General features: G+C 72.2%; 16 protein-coding genes. 12 read left to right on the top strand and 4 right to left on the bottom strand.

The window, feature by feature from the left end; genetic code table 11:
* Positions 1-3: 3 nt before the first annotated feature.
* The 9 genes from FFT09_RS16790 to FFT09_RS16830 all read left to right on the top strand — a co-directional run bounded on the left by FFT09_RS16790 (position 4) and on the right by FFT09_RS16830 (position 10,586).
* The gene (locus FFT09_RS16790; protein ID WP_138383296.1) at positions 4-1,212 is read left to right on the top strand and encodes a M50 family metallopeptidase; all 1,209 of its coding nucleotides are present in this window, start codon (positions 4-6) and stop codon (positions 1,210-1,212) included.
* A gap of 101 nt (positions 1,213-1,313) precedes the next feature.
* Positions 1,314-2,465, top strand: a complete 1,152-nt coding sequence (gene ispG, locus FFT09_RS16795; RefSeq protein ID WP_024876165.1) for a flavodoxin-dependent (E)-4-hydroxy-3-methylbut-2-enyl-diphosphate synthase — start codon at positions 1,314-1,316, stop codon at positions 2,463-2,465.
* Positions 2,466-2,522: 57 nt separating this feature from the next.
* On the top strand, positions 2,523-2,720 hold the full coding sequence (locus FFT09_RS23335; RefSeq protein WP_244231397.1) for a hypothetical protein: 198 nt from the start codon (positions 2,523-2,525) through the stop codon (positions 2,718-2,720).
* A 64-nt stretch (positions 2,721-2,784) separates the two neighbouring features.
* A complete protein-coding gene (locus tag FFT09_RS16805; protein WP_138383297.1) occupies positions 2,785-3,639 on the top strand; it encodes a GNAT family N-acetyltransferase in 855 nt (284 codons plus the stop codon).
* Between the two features lie 77 nt (positions 3,640-3,716).
* Positions 3,717-5,543 carry a penicillin-binding transpeptidase domain-containing protein gene (locus FFT09_RS16810; protein WP_244231398.1) on the top strand — a complete coding sequence of 609 codons (1,827 nt, stop codon included), beginning with the start codon at positions 3,717-3,719 and terminating at the stop codon, positions 5,541-5,543.
* Between the two features lie 120 nt (positions 5,544-5,663).
* Positions 5,664-6,521 (top strand): type I methionyl aminopeptidase, encoded by an 858-nt coding sequence (map, locus tag FFT09_RS16815; RefSeq protein WP_024876161.1) that lies wholly within the window; start codon positions 5,664-5,666, stop codon positions 6,519-6,521.
* A gap of 89 nt (positions 6,522-6,610) precedes the next feature.
* Positions 6,611-7,363: a 3-hydroxybutyrate dehydrogenase gene (locus FFT09_RS16820; RefSeq protein WP_081194605.1), complete on the top strand. Its 753-nt coding sequence runs from the start codon at positions 6,611-6,613 to the stop codon at positions 7,361-7,363.
* 51 nt (positions 7,364-7,414) lie between these two features.
* On the top strand, positions 7,415-8,734 hold the full coding sequence (locus tag FFT09_RS16825; protein ID WP_081195388.1) for an MFS transporter: 1,320 nt from the start codon (positions 7,415-7,417) through the stop codon (positions 8,732-8,734).
* Positions 8,735-8,738: 4 nt separating this feature from the next.
* Complete coding sequence (locus FFT09_RS16830; protein ID WP_081194607.1) at positions 8,739-10,586, top strand: helix-turn-helix domain-containing protein; 1,848 nt, start codon at positions 8,739-8,741, stop codon at positions 10,584-10,586.
* Positions 10,587-10,608: 22 nt separating this feature from the next.
* Here FFT09_RS16830 and FFT09_RS16835 read toward each other — a convergent pair whose 3' ends face one another.
* The gene (locus FFT09_RS16835; RefSeq protein ID WP_024876157.1) at positions 10,609-11,283 is read right to left on the bottom strand and encodes a FadR/GntR family transcriptional regulator; all 675 of its coding nucleotides are present in this window, start codon (positions 11,281-11,283) and stop codon (positions 10,609-10,611) included.
* Between the two features lie 50 nt (positions 11,284-11,333).
* Here FFT09_RS16835 and FFT09_RS16840 point away from each other — a divergent pair, with 50 nt between their 5' ends.
* Positions 11,334-12,563 carry a CynX/NimT family MFS transporter gene (locus FFT09_RS16840; RefSeq protein WP_081194609.1) on the top strand — a complete coding sequence of 410 codons (1,230 nt, stop codon included), beginning with the start codon at positions 11,334-11,336 and terminating at the stop codon, positions 12,561-12,563.
* Between the two features lie 16 nt (positions 12,564-12,579).
* Here the strand turns inward: FFT09_RS16840 and FFT09_RS16845 are convergent, their stop codons facing one another.
* Entirely contained in the window at positions 12,580-13,977 is a 1,398-nt protein-coding gene (locus tag FFT09_RS16845; RefSeq protein WP_081194611.1) for a mycothione reductase, read from the bottom strand.
* A 124-nt stretch (positions 13,978-14,101) separates the two neighbouring features.
* Positions 14,102-15,595, bottom strand: coding sequence for a cobyric acid synthase (locus tag FFT09_RS16850; RefSeq protein ID WP_138383298.1), 1,494 nt, complete (start codon positions 15,593-15,595; stop codon positions 14,102-14,104).
* Between the two features lie 93 nt (positions 15,596-15,688).
* On the opposite strand from FFT09_RS16850, the gene FFT09_RS16855 reads away from it, so the two are divergent.
* Together FFT09_RS16855 and FFT09_RS16860 are read left to right on the top strand one after the other, a co-directional pair.
* Positions 15,689-16,471: a S1 family peptidase gene (locus FFT09_RS16855; protein ID WP_081194613.1), complete on the top strand. Its 783-nt coding sequence runs from the start codon at positions 15,689-15,691 to the stop codon at positions 16,469-16,471.
* Positions 16,472-16,526: 55 nt separating this feature from the next.
* Positions 16,527-16,958: a GNAT family N-acetyltransferase gene (locus FFT09_RS16860; RefSeq protein WP_081195392.1), complete on the top strand. Its 432-nt coding sequence runs from the start codon at positions 16,527-16,529 to the stop codon at positions 16,956-16,958.
* A 24-nt stretch (positions 16,959-16,982) separates the two neighbouring features.
* On the opposite strand, the gene FFT09_RS16865 is transcribed toward FFT09_RS16860, so the two are convergent.
* On the bottom strand, positions 16,983-18,170 hold the full coding sequence (locus FFT09_RS16865) for an 8-amino-7-oxononanoate synthase (protein ID WP_138383299.1): 1,188 nt from the start codon (positions 18,168-18,170) through the stop codon (positions 16,983-16,985).
* Between the last annotated feature and the right edge of the window lie 63 nt (positions 18,171-18,233).

An 18,233-nucleotide genomic window follows, 5' to 3' on the forward strand; every position in this document is an offset into this window, starting at 1 on the left:
CGCGTGCTCGTCTACATCCTGGGGGTCGTGCTCTTCGCGCTCGGCATCTGCGTCTCGGTGGCGCTGCACGAGGCCGGTCACATGGTGGCGGCCAAGTCGTTCGGCATGAAGGTGCGGCGCTACTTCGTGGGGTTCGGTCCCACCGTGTTCTCGTTCCGCCGTGGCGAGACGGAGTACGGCCTGAAATGGATCCCGCTGGGCGGGTTCTGCGACATCGCCGGGATGACCGCGCTCGACGAGGTGAAGCCCGACGAGGCGCCGCGTGCGATGTGGCGGTTCCGGACGTGGAAACGCACGGTCGTGCTGGCCGCGGGATCGTTCACCCACTTCGTGCTGGGCTTCGTCGTGCTCTACCTCATGGCGGTCACGATGGGGTTGCCGAACCTGGCCGACCGGCCCGTCATCAACGAGGTGTCTGACTGCGTGCGCAGTGCCACCACGGCGGAGGCCTGGAACGACCCCACCTGTGGCGCGGGCGATCCGGCACCGGCCAAGGCGGCGGGGCTGCGGCCCGGCGACGAGGTGATCTCGGTGGGCGGGACGCCGACCGACACGTGGCAGGACCTGCTGGGCGCCGTGCAGACCGCCACGGGGCCGACACAGGTCGAGATCCTCCGTGACGGGCAGCCACAGACCCTCACCATCGACGTGGCCCGGGTCACCCGGCCCACGGGCGAGGGGGGCACCGAGCAGGTCGGCGCCATCGGGGCGTCGCAGGCGCCGATGTTGCCCTACGGCGCGGTGGCGGCGCTCGGCGGCTCGGCTGCGTTCACCGGTGACCTGCTCGTGCAGACCTGGGAGCGGCTGCTGGAGTTCCCGGAGAAGATCCCGGCGGTGGTCGACGCCATCTTCGGTGCTGAACGCGACCCTGAGACACCCGTCAGTGTGGTGGGTGCCAGCCGGATCGGTGGCGAGGCGGTGGAGCAGGGACTGTGGGAGGTCTTCCTGCTGCTGCTGGCGAGCCTGAACTTCTTCGTCGGCATCTTCAACCTGCTGCCGCTGCTGCCGCTCGACGGCGGGCACATCGCCGTGACCTGGTACGAGCGGGTCCGCGACTGGTTGCGCAAGCTCCGGGGCAAGGCGGCGGGCGGGCCCGTCGACTACTCCAAGCTGAACGCGGTCACGGGCGTGGTCATCCTGATCGGCGGCGCCATCGTGTTGCTCACCGTGACGGCGGACATCGTCAACCCCATCAGGCTCATCCAACCGTAGTAGCGCTCGCGGGGACGAGTCCGTGCCGTCACGTATCGTGGATACGGCAGTGACCTCGTGACTCGCCAGCGACCAGGTTCAGCGACAGTGCAGAGGATTCGATGACCGTCGATCTGGGTTTGCCCACCACGCCGCCCCCCGTTCTCGCCGAACGCCGCAAGACCCGGCAGCTCCAGGTGGGCGCGGTCGGCGTCGGCAGTGACCACCCCATCTCGGTGCAGTCCATGACGACCACCGTGACAGCCGACGTCAACGCCACGTTGCAGCAGATCGCGGAGCTCACCGCGGCGGGCTGCGACATCGTCCGCGTCGCCTGCCCGAGCGCCGACGACGCCGAGGCGCTGCCCGCGATCGCGGCGAAGTCGAAACTTCCGGTGATCGCCGACATCCACTTCCAGCCGAAGTACGTGTTCGCGGCCATCGAGGCGGGGTGCGCGGGCGTGCGGGTGAACCCCGGCAACATCAAGAAGTTCGACGACAAGGTCGCCGAGATCGCCAGGGCGGCCAAGGACCACGGCACTCCCATCCGCATCGGGGTCAACGCCGGGTCGCTGGACCCCCGGCTCATGCAGAAGCACGGCAAGGCGACCCCCGAGGCGCTGGCCGAGTCGGCGTTGTGGGAGGCGTCGCTGTTCGCCGAGCACGGCTTCCACGACCTGAAGATCTCGGTGAAGCACAACGACCCGGTCGTGATGGTGCGCGCCTACGAGATCCTCGCCGAGCAGTGCGACTACCCGCTGCACCTGGGTGTCACGGAGGCCGGGCCGGCGTTCCAGGGCACGATCAAGTCGTCCGTGGCGTTCGGCGCGCTGCTGCGGCAGGGCATCGGTGACACCATCCGCGTCTCGCTGTCGGCCCCGCCCGTGGAGGAGGTGAAGGTCGGCGACCAGATCCTGCAGTCGCTGAACCTGCGCCCGCGCAAGCTGGAGATCGTGTCGTGCCCGTCGTGCGGGCGCGCACAGGTGGACGTCTACAAGCTGGCCGACGAGGTCACCGCGGGCCTGGACGGGCTGGAGGTACCGCTGCGGGTGGCGGTGATGGGCTGTGTCGTCAACGGGCCTGGCGAGGCCAGGGAGGCCGACCTGGGCGTGGCCTCGGGTAACGGCAAGGGCCAGATCTTCGTCAAGGGCGAGGTCATCAGGACCGTGCCGGAGCACCAGATCGTGGAAACGCTGATCACCGAGGCGATGCGCATCGCCGAGGAGAACGGTGACTCCGAGGGCAGCGGGGAGCCGATCGTCACGGTGAGCTGACTCCCGGCGGCAGCGCGACTAGCGTGCTACATTGAGTCGGTGTCGAACAGTGCGCCGATGAGCGCTGCGAAAGTCGATACTCCGTTGAGCTGGGACGACCTGGTGCGCATCTGGTGCGAGCTGGATGTCCCGGAGGGGTGGCGGCCCGAGACGGCGAACGACGGCACCTACAGGCAGGCGTGCCGGGTGGCGTTCGGCAAGGACGTGCGGCTCGCCGAGCCGTTCGGCGTGGTGTTGGGGACCGCCGCGTTCTGATCATGCGTCACCGGAGGCGCCGGGCGGTCCCCATGAACGGCGCTGATCTGGCAATCTTGTCGTTGTGTTGCGGCTGGCCGGTGCGAGGCTGCTCGACGAGAAGGACTACCCGGCGGTCCGATCGCTGCTGGCGACGGACCCGGTGGGCAGCTGCATGGTGTCCGCCCGGGTGGAGCTCGCCGGGCTCGCCCCGTGGCGGCTGGGTGGCGAACTCTGGGGCACCGATGGACGCCGCCGTGGCACGAGCGGCCTGTCCGGATTGTGTTTCGCGGGACCGAACCTGATCCCGCTGCGGGGCAACGCGGCGGCGCTGCGCTCGTTCGCCGACCGGGCGCTGCGCCGGCCCCGCGCGTGCTCGTCGCTGGTGGGGCCCGCCGACCAGGTGCTGGGGCTGTGGGACGAGCTGGGCGCGGAGTGGGGCCCCGCGAGGGAGGTGCGGCCGGAGCAGCCACTGATGGCGCTCGACACCCGCCCCTCGGTGCGGCCCGAGGAGGCCGTCCGCCCGGTGCGGCCCGAGGAACTCGACGTCTACTTCCCGGCGGCCGTGGCGATGTTCCGCGAAGAGGTGGGTGTCGATCCCCGGCTGGGTGACGGCGGCGCGGGTTACCGGGCCAGGGTGAGCGAGCTGATCGCCGCGGGGCGCGCGTTCGCCCGGTTCGAGCGCGGCGAGGTCGTGTTCAAGGCCGAGATCGGGGCGATGTCGGACACCGTGGGGCAGATCCAGGGCGTGTGGGTGCATCCCCGGCACCGGGGCGCCGGTCTGGGCGCGGCGGGGACGGCGGCTGTCGCCGACCGGCTCGTCCGCGGCTTCGGCCGGATCGCGAGCCTGTACGTGAACTCGTACAACGCGCCCGCGCTGGCCGCGTACCGGAGGGTGGGGTTTCGCGAGGTCGGGCGGTACGCCACGGTGTTGTTCTGAGTTGGTCTCAGTCGTTCGGATTCCCTGCCAGCGGTTCTGCCCGCGAGTGTCGGCGGGTGCGGGCATACTGCCTCATCGTGACGTTCGTGCTCAGTCCTCCCAGCCGGGCCGCGCGCTCGCGGCGCCGGGCCGGTTCACTGTTGCTCGTGGCGGCGCTCGGTCTCAGCGGCTGCGGCGTCTTCGGCTCCGACGGCCCTGACGAGGTGGCCTCCGCGTTCGTGGCGGCATTCGCCGAGGGCGACACCGCCCGTGCGGCGGAGCTGACGGACTCGCCGGACGCCGCGCGCCGCGGTCTGGACGCGGTGCGCTCGGCACTGGAGCCACAGGGGATGGACGCCGAGGTCGTCGCCGTGCGCGAGCGAGGTGAGACGGCCGAGGTGGCGTACGAGCTGAGCTGGCGGTGGGCGCGGGACCGGCGCTGGGAGTACGAGGGCCGCGCCACGCTGCGATCGGTGGGCGGCGAGTGGTCGGTGAACTGGCAGCCGTCGGTGGTGCATCCCCGGCTCGGCCAGGGGGAGACGGTGGCGCTGCGCACCGACCCGCCCGCGCTGGCGCCGGTGCTGGACCGGGACGGTGCCGAGCTGCTGCGTCCCGACAAGGTCGTCAGCGTGCTGCTGCACCCCGACGAGGCCGGTGAGCAGCTCGACGACGTCGTGGCTGCATTGGGGCAGGCACTGGAACCGCTCGACGCGGGCATCAGCGAGCGCTCGATCACGCGAGGGCTGGAGGAGACCGAGGACGGCGAGCCGTACGTGGTGGCGGCTCTGCGGTCGGCCGACTACGGGGCGGTCGAGGAGGAGATCTACGAGCTGCCGGGGGTGCGGTTCACCAGCAGGCAACGGTTGCTGTCCCCGGATCGGGACCTCGGCAGCCAGCTCGTTCCCGCCATTCGCGCCGCCGTGGCGGAGCAGGTCGAGGGCAAGGCCGGTTGGCGGGTCGTGACACTGGGCCCGCAGGGCGCCGAGGTCGACCAGTTACACCGCACGCCGCCGGAACCGGCGGAGGCCGTGCGGTCCACGGTGAGCCTGCGGGCGCAGCAGTCCGCCGAGGCCGCACTGGCGGACGTGGACGGGGCAGGCGCGATCGTGGCGCTGCGGCCCGACTCGGGCGACATTCTGGCCGTGGCGCAGAACGAGGACGCCGACGACGAGGGTGCCATCGCGCTCACGGGCCGGTATCCGCCCGGCTCGACATTCAAGATCGTCACGGCGGCGGCGGCGCTCGACGAGGGCCTCGTCAGCGTGGACGAGAAGGTCGACTGCCCCGCCACCACCGTGATCGAGAACCGGCTGATCCCGAACGACGGCGAGTTCGAGCTGGGCACCGTGCCGTTCCGGACGGCCTTCGCGCAGTCGTGCAACACGACCTTCGCTCACCTGGCGACGGACCTGCCCGCCGAGTCCGTGACCGAGGCGGCGCTGCGGCTGGGCATCGGCGCCGACTTCGTGGTGCCGGGCATCACCACGGTGACGGGGTCCGCCGAGCCGGGCGACGGTGTGGTGGCCCGTGCCGAGGCGGGTTTCGGGCAGGGCACCATGCTCGCCAGCCCGTTCGGGATGGCGCTCGTGGCGGCCACCGTCGCCCACGGGAGCACGCCGGTGCCGACACTGCTGGACGGGGCCAGGACGGAGGCCACCGTGCGCGGTGAGGCACCCCCGGCCGGGGTGGTCGACTCGCTGCGAGAGCTGATGCGGGCCGTGGTCACCGACGGCTCCGCCGCCGCCCTGCGCGACCTGGGTGACGTCCACGGGAAGACGGGTACGGCCCAGTACGGGGACGGCTCCCGCGCGCACGGCTGGTTCGTGGGCTACCGCGACGACGTGGCGTTCGCGGTGCTGCTGGTCGGTGCCGACAGTTCGGGGCCCGCGGTGTCGGTGGCCGGGGAGTTCCTGCGAGGGCTGTGACCCGGCGACCCGGCGACCGGCCACCCGGCGACCAGCCGGTGACGAGCACCACGCCCGGTGCGGGTGGTGAACCCGGCGGGCGCGGAACCGCCGGCACGGGTGAGTCGTAGGCTGGTGCCCATGCCCGATCGCGCACCGTTGACGCCCGGCGTTCAGTCGCCGCTTCGCCCCGTCCCGCCCGCCATCGCCCGCCCCGAGTACGTCGGCAAGCCCGCCCCGAAGCGGGACACCGGCAACGGCGTGCGCTCGCCGGAGGTCATCGAGGCGATGCGCAAGGCGAGCCGGATCGCGGCGCAGGCGCTAGAGGAGGGCGGCAAGGCCGTCAAGCCCGGCAACACCACCGACGACATCGACCGGGTGGTACACGAGTTCCTGCTCGACCACGGCGCGTACCCGTCGACGCTCGGGTACCGGGGCTTTCCCAAGTCGTGCTGCACGTCGCTCAACGAGGTGATCTGTCACGGCATCCCCGACTCGACGGTGATCCAGGACGGCGACATCTGCAACATCGACGTCACGGCCTTCATCGGTGGGGTCCACGGCGACACGAACGCCACCTTCGTCGCGGGTGAGGCGGCCGAGGAGGTCCGCCTGCTGGTCGAGCGCACCAGGGAGGCGACCCAGCGGGCCATCAAGGCGGTGCGGCCGGGACGGCAGCTCAATGTCATCGGCAGGGTCATCGAGTCGTACGCCAAGCGGTTCGGCTACGGCGTGGTGCGTGACTTCACCGGCCACGGCGTCGGGCCCGCGTTCCACACGAGCCCGACGGTCCTGCACTACGAGGAGCCGTCGGTGACCACGCTCATCGAGCAGAACATGACGTTCACGATCGAGCCGATGATCACTCTCGGCACGATCGACTACGACGTGTGGGACGACGACTGGACCGTCACCACCAAGGACAAGAGCTGGACCGCCCAGTTCGAGCACACCCTCCTCGTCACCGAGAGCGGCGCGGAGATCCTCACCCTGCCCTGAGTGGTGTGTGGCGCCCCCATGCCTGTCCGTGAGGTTGTGGGCGCCGAGCACATGGTTGCGGGGGCGGTCGCCTTCTACCGTCGGCTGTCATGCCGACCAGCTCACTGACCGGGAGAACGGCGCTCGTCACGGGCGGCGCGAACGGGATCGGGCGCGCCTGTGTCGCGGCCCTGCGCGTGGCGGGCGCCGACGTGCATTTCGCCGACGTCGACCGTGCCGCCGCGACCGAGGTGGCCGACGCCCACGGTGCCGTGGCGCACGTCGCCGATCTCGCCGACCCGGACGCCGTCGAGTCGCTGCCCCGCGACGTCGACATTCTCGTCAACAACGCGGGCGTGCAGCACGTCGCGCCGCTGCCGGAGTTCCCGCCCGAGCGGTTCGCGCTGATCCAGCAGCTCATGGTGACCACGCCGTTCCTGCTCCTGCGACGCTGCCTTCCCGCCATGTACGGCCGGGGATGGGGCCGGGTCGTGAACATCTCCAGCGTCCACGGGTGGCGAGCCAGCCCCCACAAGGCCGCCTACGTCGCCGCCAAGCACGCGCTGGAGGGGCTGAGCAAGGTCACCGCGGTGGAAGGCGCGGAGCACGGCGTCACCAGCAACTGCGTCGCGCCCGGCTATGTCCGCACCGACCTCGTCACCAACCAGATCGACGCGCAGGCGGCCTCACGCGGCATCCCCGCCGACGCGGTGGTCGACGAGGTGTTCCTGCGCCGCACCGCCGTGAAGCGCCTGATCGAGCCCGACGAGGTGGCCGAGACGGTCGTCTGGCTCTGCGGCGAGCGAGCCGGGCACCTCACCGGCGCGTCGATCCCGCTCGACGGTGGCTGGACCGCCACCTGAGCCCCCGGAGTTCGCACGAGTCCACGTCAGCACAACGAAGTGGTGATCAACATGTCCGCTCCAGCCACGTCCATCAAACGCGTCGTGGGCGCCAGCATGATCGGAACCACGGTCGAGTGGTACGACTTCTTCCTCTACGGTTCCGCCGCGGCGCTGGTGTTCAACAAGCTGTTCTTCCCCGAGGCCGACCCGCTGGTGGGAACCATGCTGGCGTTCGCGACCTACGCGATCGGCTTCGTCGCCCGGCCGCTGGGCGGTCTGGTGTTCGGCCACTACGGCGACAAGCTCGGCCGTAAGAAGCTCCTGGTGCTGAGCCTGCTGCTGATGGGTGGCGCCACCTTCGCGATGGGGCTGCTCCCGACGTACGCCACGATCGGCGTGGCGGCCCCGCTGTTGCTGATCCTGCTCCGGCTGGTCCAGGGCTTCGCGGTCGGCGGCGAGTGGGGCGGTGCCGTGCTCATCGTGTCCGAACACGGTGACGACCGGCGGCGCGGGTTCTGGGCGTCGTGGCCGCAGGCGGGAGTGCCCGCGGGCAACCTGCTCGCGACCGCCGTGCTCGCGGTGCTCGCGGCCGTGCAGAGCGACGCCGCCTTCGAGAGCTGGGGCTGGCGGATCCCGTTCCTGCTGTCCGGGCTGCTGGTGGGGATCGGCCTGTGGATCCGTCTCGCGGTCGAGGAGTCGCCGATCTTCGTCGAGGCCGTGCGCAAGGCGGGGGATCGCCCCGCGCCGGAGAAGGCTCCGATCATCACGGTCTTCCGGAACAGCTGGCGCGAGGTGCTCATCGCGATGGGCGCCCGGTTCGCGGAGAACGTGTCCTACTACGTGATCACGGCGTTCGTGCTCGTCTACCTCACCACGCACCTCGGGATGCCGAAGTCGCTGGGGCTCAACGCCGTGCTCGTGGGCTCGGCACTGCACTTCCTGGTGATCCCGGTGTGGGGCTGGTTGTCCGACGTCGTGGGCCGCAGGGTCGTCTACCTGTTCGGCGCGGCGGGCATGCTGGGGTGGAGTTTCGCGTTCTTCCCGATGCTCGACGCGGCGTCACCGCTGGCCACGATCGGCGCGGTGTCGATCGGGCTGGTGCTGCACGGCGCCATGTACGGGCCGCAGGCCGCGTTCTTCTCGGAGTTGTTCGGCACCAAGGTGCGCTACTCGGGCGCGTCGATCGGCTACCAGCTCGCGTCCATCGTGGCCGGCGGTATCGCTCCGCTGATCGCGACGGCACTGCTCGACTCCTTCGGCAGCGGCCTGCCCATCTCGATCTATGTGGCCTCCACCTGTGTGGTGACGCTGGTGGCCGTCTACCTCGCGAAGGAGACGAAGGGGACCTCGCTGTCCGACGTCGACCGCTCGTCGTCGGTGGCAGCATGAGGCCGTGACCGACACGGCCTCCGCCGACGACCCGGCCGCCCGGCGGCTGCTGGAGCTGCTGTCCTCGGGCGCGAGCAGCGAGGAGCTCGCGCGCGTGCCCGCGGACGGCGCCACCATGCGGCTCGCTCTGCACATCCGGCGCACGCTGGACGCGCACAGCCGCCGGGAGGCCGAGTTGACGGCGCTGTTCGACACCGCGAGCGACCTCGCGAGACTGCGGGACCTGGACGCGGTACTGCGGTCGATCGTGCGGCGCGCCCGCATGCTGCTCGGCGCCGACGTGTCGTACCTGACGCTCAACGACCACTCCGACGACGGCAGCACCTACATGCGCGTCACCGATGGCTCGGCGTCGGCGGTGTTCCAGCAGTTGCGGCTCGGGGTGGGCGAGGGGCTGGGTGGCCTGGTGGCCCAGACCGCACGGCCCTACGCCACCCGTGACTACCCACGCGACAGCCGGTTCGACCACACGGGGGCCATCGACGGCGCCGTCAACGACGAGGGACTCGTCGCGATCCTCGGCGTGCCGCTGTCGCTGGGGGAGCGGGTGATCGGGGTGCTGTTCGCCTCCGAACGCAGGCCGCGCTCGTTCTCGCCCGACGAGGTGGCGCTGCTGTCGTCGTTCGCCGACCACGCGGCCATCGCCATCGACAACGCCAGGCTGATCGAGGAGAGTACCGCCGCGCTGGCGGAGCTGGGCGCGGCCAACGAGACGATCAAAGCGCACCACGAGGGCCTGGCTCGCGCACAGGACGCGCACGACCGGCTCACCGAGGTCGTGCTCGGTGGTGCCGACGTCGCCGGGGTGGCTGCCGCCGTCGCGGCGATGCTCGGCGGCGGGATCGTGGTGCGCGATGCCGAGGGCAGGGAGCTGGGCCGCTCCGGCGCGGGCCGGGCCGGGCCGGAGCAGGCGGTGCTGTCCCGGGCGTTACGGGCCTCCCGTACGGCGGGCAAGGCCGTCGCGGAGGGCGGCGCGTGGGTGTGCGCGGTCATGGCGGGACCCGAGCTGCTGGGCAGCATCACCCTCACCGGCAGGGCCGGGCTCGACGACGCCGACCGGCGGCTGTTCGAACGGGCGGGAGTCGTGACGGCACTGTTGCTGCTGCTGCGGCGCTCGGCGGCGGAGGCGGAGGACCGCGTGCGGGGCGAGCTGGTGGCCGACCTGCTGACCGCGCCCGAACGCGATCCGGCGACCCTGCTGCACCGGGGGCGCAGGCTCGGCGTGGACCTCACCGCGCCGCACGCGGTGCTCACGCTGCACGCGGACGACGTGTCGCGGGCGCGGCTGACGTCCGTGGCGGCGCGCAGGGCCGTGCTGGCCGGGGTGTACGCGGAACGGGTGGTGATGCTCGCCGACACGGCCGATCCGGGCGAGCTGGCGCGCCGGACGGCGGTCGAATTGAGCCACGCGCTCGGGTCTCCGGTAACGGTCGGCGGCGCCGGTCCCGCCTCGGGCCCGGCCGAGCTGGCGCGTGCGCACGCCGAGTCGGTGCGGTGTGTCCGGGCGCTGCTGGCGCTCGGCAGGCAGGGGCGCGGCGCGGCACCGGCCGACCTGGGTTTCGTCGGGCTGGTCCTCGGGGACCGCACCGACGTCGCGGATTTCGTGCGGGCCACGCTCGGGCCGGTGCTCGACTACGACGCCGCACGCGGGACCGAGCTGCTGCGCACGCTGCGCGCGTACTTCGCGTGCGGTGGCAACCTGACCCGCGCCAGAAGCGAGCTGCACGTCCACGTCAACACCGTCGCGCAGCGGCTGGAGCGGGTCGCTTCCCTGCTCGGTTCCGACTGGCAGCAGCCCGACCGCGCGCTGGAGATCCAGCTCGCGCTGCGGCTGCACACGCTGTCCGGCTGAGGCAGGCCGCGTCTCCCGGGCCTCAGCCGAGGTGGCGGGCCACGAGGTCGTCGAGGAACTCCGTGGTGTGGCGGGCCGCGCGGTCCGCGTCGCCGTCGGCGATCGCGGCCACGATGCCGCGGTGATCCACGGGTTCGGCGTGGTGGAGATCGGCGCTCGACGTCGTGACCACGCTGGCCGTGACCAGCTCCGTCAGCCCCCGGTAAAGCTCGGAGAGCACGCTGTTGTGGGCCGCGTCGACCATCGCGAGGTGGAACTCCGCGTCGCAGCGGGCGAAGTCGTCGACCCGGCCGCGCGACCACAGCGCGTCGCGCTCGCCGAGCAGCCGGGTGAGGGTGTCGAGGTCGGCCCCTGTGCGCGCGGCGGCGGCGAGGCGCGCCCCCTCGACCTCCAGGATGCGGCGGACCTGAAGTGCCTCGCGCAGCTTCGACTCGCCCAGCCTGCGCAGCGCGCCCGAGACCTCGCTGGTGGCCCTGACGTAGGTCCCGTCGCCCTGCCGCACCTCCAGCAACCCACCGTGGGCCAGTGCGCGAACGGCTTCGCGCACGGTGTTGCGCCCCACGCCGAGCGTGGCGGCGAGTTCCGCCTCGGTGGGAATGCGCTCGCCCAGAGCCCACTCGCCCCGCCGGACCGCGTCCCGGAGCTGGTCGATGACCTGGTCGACGAGACCGGTTCGCCGGGTGGACGCCAACGGCACGTGAACATCCTTTCAGCCGATCATCCTACCTCTTTGTTACGGTAGCGAACATGGCGATCGAGCGCGAGGCGTCCGTCCGGGCCGCGGGGGAGCATCCCGGGCGGACGCCCGCCGCACTCGGTGGAGGACTGCTGCTCGCGGTCGCCGTCGTGCTCACGGCGCTGAACCTGCGGCCCGCCATCACCTCGGCCGGTGCCGTGCTCGACGAGGTGCGGGACGGCCTCGGCGCGTCGGACACCTGGGCCGGCGCGCTCACGACCCTGCCCGGGCTGTGTTTCGCGGTGGCGGGCCTCGCCGCGCCCAGGCTCGCGCGACGGGTCGGACTGCGTTCGGCCGTGGCGGGCGCGCTGGTGGTGCTCGGTGCCGGGCTCGTGCTGCGCGTACTGAACGGACCGTTCGTCGTGCTCGGGGGAACCCTGATCGCCTGCACGGGGATCGCGCTGGCCAACGTCCTCATCCCGGTCGTGGTCAAGGCGTCGTTCGCCACGCGCGTCGGGCTCATGACCGGCGTCTACACCGCCGCGCTGCAGGCGGGCGGCGCGCTCGGGTCCTCGGTCACCCCGCCGCTGGACTCCGCTGTCGGCGGCTGGCGCGGCGCGCTCGCGAGCTGGGCCGCCCTCGCCGCCGTCGCCGTCGTGGTGTGGCTGGTCGCCACGCGAACGCTGTCGCCGCTGCGCAGCGCTGCCGCGGCGAACCCCGGCGAAACCCCGCGCCGCTCGCTGCTGCGCGTGCCGCTGGCGTGGGTCGTGACGGTGTTCTTCGGCTGCCAGGCGTGCCTGGCCTACATCGTGATGGGCTGGCTGCCCCAGGTGCTCATGGACGCGGGCGTCAGCCGAGGCGACGCGGGCCTGCTGCTGGGGCTGGTCTCACTGCTCGGCCTGCCGGTCAGCCTCACCATTCCCGCGCTGGCGGCTCGCCGGGGCAGCCAGAGCGGGTGGATCGTGGGGCTGGGCGCCTTCGGTATCGCGGGCATCCTCGGGCTCATGCTGGCCCCGGCCGCGTCGCCGGTGGTGTGGTCGGTGCTGCTCGGCATCGGCATGAGCGTGTTCTCCCTGGCGCTGACCACCATCGCGCTGCGGGCCAGGGACGGTGGCGACACCGCGGCCCTGTCGGGTATGGCGCAGGGCCTCGGCTACCTGCTGGCCGCGCTCGGGCCGTTCCTGTTCGGCCTGCTGCACGACCTCACCGGAGGCTGGACCGTGCCGTTCGCCTTCCTGCTCGCCGTGGTGCTCGCGCAGTGCGCCTTCGGTTACGTCGCGGGCAGGCCCCGGTACGTCTGAGTGCGGCTGAGCTGGGCTAGCCGTCCAGCGGCAGGGCGAGCAACGCGTTCTCGACCAGTTCCGGCATCGCGGGGTGGATCCAGTACTGGCCGCGTGCCATCGACCGCGCGTCGAGTCCGAAACTCATGGCCTGGATCAGCGGTTGCAGCAGCGTCGGCGCCTGCGGGCCGATGATGTGCGCGCCGAGCAGGTGACCGGTCGCGGGGTCGGCCAGCAGCTTCGCGAAACCGGTGGTGTCCTCCATGGCCCAGCCGTAGGCGATGCCCCCGTACTCCTGGGTGGCGGTCACGTACCGCACGCCGCGTGCGGCGGCGTCGCGCTCGGTGATCCCCACGGAGGCGATCTGTGGCGCGGTGAACACGGCGTGGGGCACGAACCGGTGATCCGACTCGATCGGGTCGTCGGGATGCAGCAGGTTGTGCTGCACCACCCGGGTCTCGTGGTTGGCGACGTGCTTGAGCTCGTGCGGCGACGACAGATCGCCGAGCGCGTAGACGCCGTCCACCCCCGTACGCTGCCGCGAGTCCACGACCACGTGCCCGCTGGGCAGGGTGGCGATCCCGGTCGCCGCCACGTCCAGCAGATCGGAGTTGGGGCGTCGCCCGGTCGCGACGAGCAGCAGGTCACCCTCGACGGTCTCCTCCCCGCCGGGGCCCTCCAGATCCAGCGCGATCCCACCCCGAGTCCGGCGGGCGCGCACGGTCCTGCGGTCGAGCCGCACGTCGTAGCGGCGTGCCGCGAGATCGGTGAACCGGCGGCTGACGTCGTCGTCCTCGCCGCGCAGCAGGGCACCCGAGCGCGCCACCACCGTGACCTCGACGCCGAACGACGCGAAGACGTGGGCGAACTCGGCACTGACGAACCCGCTGCCGAGGATCACCGCGCGGCGCGGCAGCTCGTCGATCCGCATCACGGTGTCGGACGTGTGGTAGCCGACCTCGGCGAGCCCGGGGATGTCCGGAACGGTGGCCCGCCCGCCCGCGGCGAGCACGAACTCCTCGGCCGTCAGGGTCTCCTCCCCGCTGCCGTCGCCGAGCCGGACGGTGAGTTCCTTGCGCCCGGTGAACCGCGCTTCGCCCTCGTACACCGTCACGTGCGCGTTGTCCTCGTGTTCCGCGCGGTAGCGGCGGCCCCCGTCGGCGATCGAGTCGATGCGGCCGAACACGCGGTCGCGGATCTCGCGCCACCGCACGTCGCGCAGCGCGAGGTCCACGCCGAGCTCACCGGCCCGTTCCGGCGTGGCCGCGAGATCGGCGGGGTGGACGAACATCTTGGTGGGAATGCACCCGACGTTGAGGCAGGTCCCGCCGAACACGCCCTTCTCGACGATGGCGACCTTCCGGTCGGCGAAACGGTGGTCGAGGATCGAGTTACCCGATCCGGTCCCGACGATCACCAGGTCGTAGTGCGGCATGGGACACCTTTCGCGAGCGCGGTCGGGGCGGGCACGCCGGTCGGGTCACCGCCGTGCCACTGTGATCGAACAGGTCGGCCGCTCGCATTGTTCCCCGCGGGCCCGGTGTGCGCGCGAGCCGGGTTCAGCTCCGTTCGAGCCGGACGGAGGGCAGGTCGCCGGGTACTCCGTCACGAGCGAGCGCCAGCAGTTGTTCGGTGTCGAGGTGTTTGCCCACGGCGTCGGCGAGCGAGTCGAGCATCGTCTCGCGGCGCTCGGCGAACCCCGGGCCACCGCGCGGGCGCCACGCCCAGCCGTGCCGTGCGGCCAGCTCGCCCAGCCAGCCGCGCCGGAAGTCGTCGCTTTCGAGGACGCCGTGCCACATCGTGGCCCACACGTGCGGGAAGTCCGGTGAGGGCAGGAACGGCCCGGTGCCGGGCCCGGGCTCGACGACGCCGTGGTGAATCTCGTAGCCGGTGACCTGATGGCCCCGCCAGGTGCCGTGCGGCGTGCGCAGCACCTTCTCCCGGCCGAACCGGACCCGGTGGGGCAGCAGCGCGAGTCCCGGGGTGCGCTCCACCGAGGACTCCAGCCCGTCGAGCACCTCGCGGCCCAGCATCTGCGCGCCGCCGCACACCCCCAGCACCGGCAGGCCCGCCCTCGCGCGTTCGGTGATCGCCCCGGCCAGCCCGGTGCGCCGCAGCCAGGCGAGGTCGTCCACCGTGGCGCGCGTTCCGGGCAGCAGGGCCAGATCGGCGGCGGCGACCACGTCGGGGTCGGCGGTGACGGTCACCGCGACCCCGGGTTCCGCGGCGAGCGGATCGAGGTCGGTGGCGTTCGAGACCCGGGGAAAGCGCACGGCGGCCACCCGCAGCGTCCCGGACGCGGGGCCGTCGGTGTCCGGGGCCGCGTTGGCCGAAGTGGTCAAAGTATCTTCGGAGTCGAGCCACACGTCGCGCAGCCACGGCAGCACCCCGAGCACCGGCCGTCCGGTGATCTCGGTCAGGGACTCCAGCCCCGGGCGCAGCAGCGCCTCGTCACCCCGGAACTTGTTGATGACGAACGCCGCGATGCGGCGCTGGTCGGCGGGCTCGACCAGCGCCACCGTGCCGGCCAGAGCGGCGAGTACCCCACCCCGGTCGATGTCACCGACCACGACCACCGGCAGGTCGGCGGCCGCGGCGAGGCCGAGGTTCACGTAGTCGCCGTGGCGCAGGTTGACCTCGGCGGGGCTGCCGGCCCCCTCGCAGATCACGACGTCGTAGCGGGAGCGGAGGTCCGCCAGCGCCGCGTACGCGGTCTCGGCGAGCGCCGGCCGCAGCTCGGCCCACCGGTCGGTGGTCAGCTCGCCCCACGGCTGCCCGTTGCGCACGATGTGGCTGCGCCGGTCGCCGCCCGGTTTCAGCAGTACCGGGTTGAGCGCGGGCTCCGGTTCCACTCCCGCCGCCACGGCCTGTAACCACTGCGCCCGCCCGATCTCCCCGCCACCGGGACACACCATCGAGTTGTTCGACATGTTCTGGGCCTTGAACGGGGCGACCGCGACGCCCTGCCGGGCCAGCCAGCGGCACAGGCCCGCGACCACCGTCGACTTGCCCGCGTCGGAGGTCGTTCCCGTGACCAGCAGCGCACCTCGCATGTCGCTCACTGTATTCCACCCCATTCGGTGACAGCGAGTAGCACTGTCCTCGACTTACAGTGTTCCTGTCCGGCCAGGAGGGGAGCTCTCAGCGTGTTCACGAACATCCGCCGCCGACTTGTGGTGGCCTTGACAGTCCTGGCCGGTGCGCTGTGCGTGTCGGCCAGCCACGCGGCCGGGGCGGCGCAGCCGATCGTCGGCGGCGATTCCGCGTCGATCGGCGATCACCCGTACGTCGCCTTCCTCGTCGACGGCCGGGGCAACCAGTACTGCGGCGGCACCGTCGTGTCGTCCACCGAGGTCCTCACCGCCGCACACTGCGCACTCGCCGTCCGCGAGTCGGATCTCGGCGTCGTCGTGGGGCGCGAGCGCGTCGCCTCCAGCGAAGGCGAGGAGGTCGGTGTCGACGACGTGTGGGTCGCGTCCGGCTACGACAACCCGTTGTCGGGCGACGACATCGCCGTGCTCACGCTCGACGAGAGCGTGTCGGTGCGCGCCGCGGCGCTGCCCACGTCCGAGTCGTTCTATTCCCCCGGCACGATGGCGACCGTTCTGGGCTGGGGCAGGCTGTTCGAGAACGGCCCGAAGCCCGGATCTCTGCGGGCAGCCGACGTGCCGATGGTGTCCGACAGCGACTGTGCCGACGTCTTCCGTTCGTTCGACTCCGACACGATGGTGTGCGCGGGCTGGGACTCGGGCGGTATCGACGCCTGCCAGGGCGACTCCGGCGGCCCGCTCGTGGTCGGGGACACGGTGGTCGGTGTGGTGTCGTGGGGCGACGGCTGTGCCGAGCCCGGCAAGCCCGGTGTCTACACCCGTGTGTCGACCTACACCGACGACATCCGGACCGATCTGGTACCCAGAATGGGTGAATGACAGCAGGCTGGTTACCGACGCGCCGGGCGGTTCCGAGGAGCCGTCCGGCGCTGTCCTGTCCCTCACCTCCCGGGCCGGTTCCGAGCTGACCCCGGCGGAGCTCTACGCGGTGTTGCGCCTGCGCGTGGACGTGTTCGTCGTGGAGCAGGAGTGTCCCTATCCCGAGCTCGACGGGCGCGATCTCGCGCCGTCGACCCGGCACCTGTGGGCGACGACCAGGGACGGGCGGCTCGCCGGGTGCCTGCGTGTGCTCGCCGACGAGGATGGCGTGCAGCGGATCGGCCGGGTGTGTACGGCGGGCTTCGCCAGGGGCACCGGCGCGGGAGGCGTGCTGATGCGGGCCGCGATGGAGCACATCGGCGACGCCGTGAGCGTACTGGACGCGCAGACCTATGCCACCGGCTTCTACGCCCGGTTCGGCTTCGTGCCCGAGGGTGAGCAGTACCTGGAGGACGGCATCCCCCACATCACCATGTGGCGCCGCTGAGCCCGGTGCGCGGCGCGGTCGAGGTCACCCGCGTGCCGACGGCGGGGCCGTCTCGCCGATGACGGCGATGGCGCGGTCCAGGTCCGCGTCGCTCAGGTCGGCGCGCGCGGTGAGCCGCAGCCGCGACACCCCGTCCGGCACCGACGGCGGGCGGAAACACCCCACGCGCACGCCCTGCTCGGCGCAGGCCGCGGCCCAGCGCACCGCCTCGTCCGGGCCGGGTGCCCGCACCGAAACGACGGCTCCGTCGGGGACACTCACCCCGAATCCGGCCTCACCCAGCCGTCCCGCCAGCTCGGCGGCCCTGCCGCGCACGCGGTCGGCAAGCTCGGGCTCCTCGCGCAGCACCCGCAACGCGGCGAGCGCGGAGGCCGTGGCGGCAGGGGCGAGCGCGGTGTCGAAGATGAAGCTGCGGGCGGTGTCGACCAGGTGCCGGATGACCCGGCGCGGGCCGAGCACGGCACCGCCCTGCGCGCCGAAGGACTTCGACAGGGTGACCGTGGTGACCACGTCGGGCTCGGCGGCCAGTCCCGCCGCATGGACCGCGCCGCGGCCGCCCTCGCCGAGCACTCCGAGGCCGTGGGCGTCGTCCACCAGCAGGGCGGCCGACTGCCGCCGCACCACGGCGGCCAGCTCGCGCAGCGGGGCCAGGTCGCCGTCGACCGAGAACACGGAGTCGGTGACCACGAGCGCGCGCTCCCTGCGCCGCGTCGACAGGGCGTGCTCCACCGCCGCCGGGTCGCGGTGCGCGACGGCGGCGACGTCGGCGCGGGACAGGCGGCAGCCCTCGATCAGCGAGGCGTGGATGTACTTGTCGGTGACGATCGCGGCCTCGCGCCCGGTCAGCGCGGTCACGGCGCCGAGGTTGGCCGTGAAGCCGGAGGAGAACACCAGTGCCGACTGGGCACCGCAGAACCGGGCCAGCTCGTACTCCAGCTCGGCGTGCAGCTCGGTGGTTCCCGTGACGAGGCGGGACCCGGTGGCTCCGGCGCCCCAGCGCAGCGCCGCCGCCGCGCCCGCACCGGCGACCCGCTTGTCCCTGGCGAGCCCGAGGTAGTCGTTTCCGGCGAGGTCCAGCGCGGTTTCGTCGGCCAGCCGGTGCCGGAGCGTGCGCACCAGTCCCGCGTCGGCGCGCTGGGCCGCCGCGTCGTCGAGCCAGTCGAAGACGTGTTCCGGGGGTACTACCGTGCGAGAGGATCCGGGTGCGCTCACGCTGGCAGTCTCGCACCGGGGCGGCGGAAGGAGCGAAGCAGGTGAACGAGCACGCGCGAGAGC

It is taken from the genome of Saccharomonospora piscinae (assembly GCF_005862235.1).
In the GTDB taxonomy this organism is placed as follows: domain Bacteria; phylum Actinomycetota; class Actinomycetes; order Mycobacteriales; family Pseudonocardiaceae; genus Saccharomonospora; species Saccharomonospora piscinae.

Bases quoted from the DNA above. Each gene is read 5' to 3' on its own strand.
- FFT09_RS16850 (WP_138383298.1), bottom strand. From the start codon at position 15,595: ATGCGAGGTGCGCTGCTGGTCACGGGAACGACCTCCGACGCGGGCAAG.
- FFT09_RS16820 (WP_081194605.1), top strand. From the start codon at position 6,611: ATGCCGACCAGCTCACTGACCGGGAGAACGGCGCTCGTCACGGGCGGC.
- ispG (WP_024876165.1), top strand. From the start codon at position 1,314: ATGACCGTCGATCTGGGTTTGCCCACCACGCCGCCCCCCGTTCTCGCC.
- FFT09_RS16825 (WP_081195388.1), top strand. From the start codon at position 7,415: ATGTCCGCTCCAGCCACGTCCATCAAACGCGTCGTGGGCGCCAGCATG.
- FFT09_RS23335 (WP_244231397.1), top strand. From the start codon at position 2,523: ATGAGCGCTGCGAAAGTCGATACTCCGTTGAGCTGGGACGACCTGGTG.
- map (WP_024876161.1), top strand. From the start codon at position 5,664: ATGCCCGATCGCGCACCGTTGACGCCCGGCGTTCAGTCGCCGCTTCGC.
- FFT09_RS16845 (WP_081194611.1), bottom strand. From the start codon at position 13,977: ATGCCGCACTACGACCTGGTGATCGTCGGGACCGGATCGGGTAACTCG.
- FFT09_RS16840 (WP_081194609.1), top strand. From the start codon at position 11,334: ATGGCGATCGAGCGCGAGGCGTCCGTCCGGGCCGCGGGGGAGCATCCC.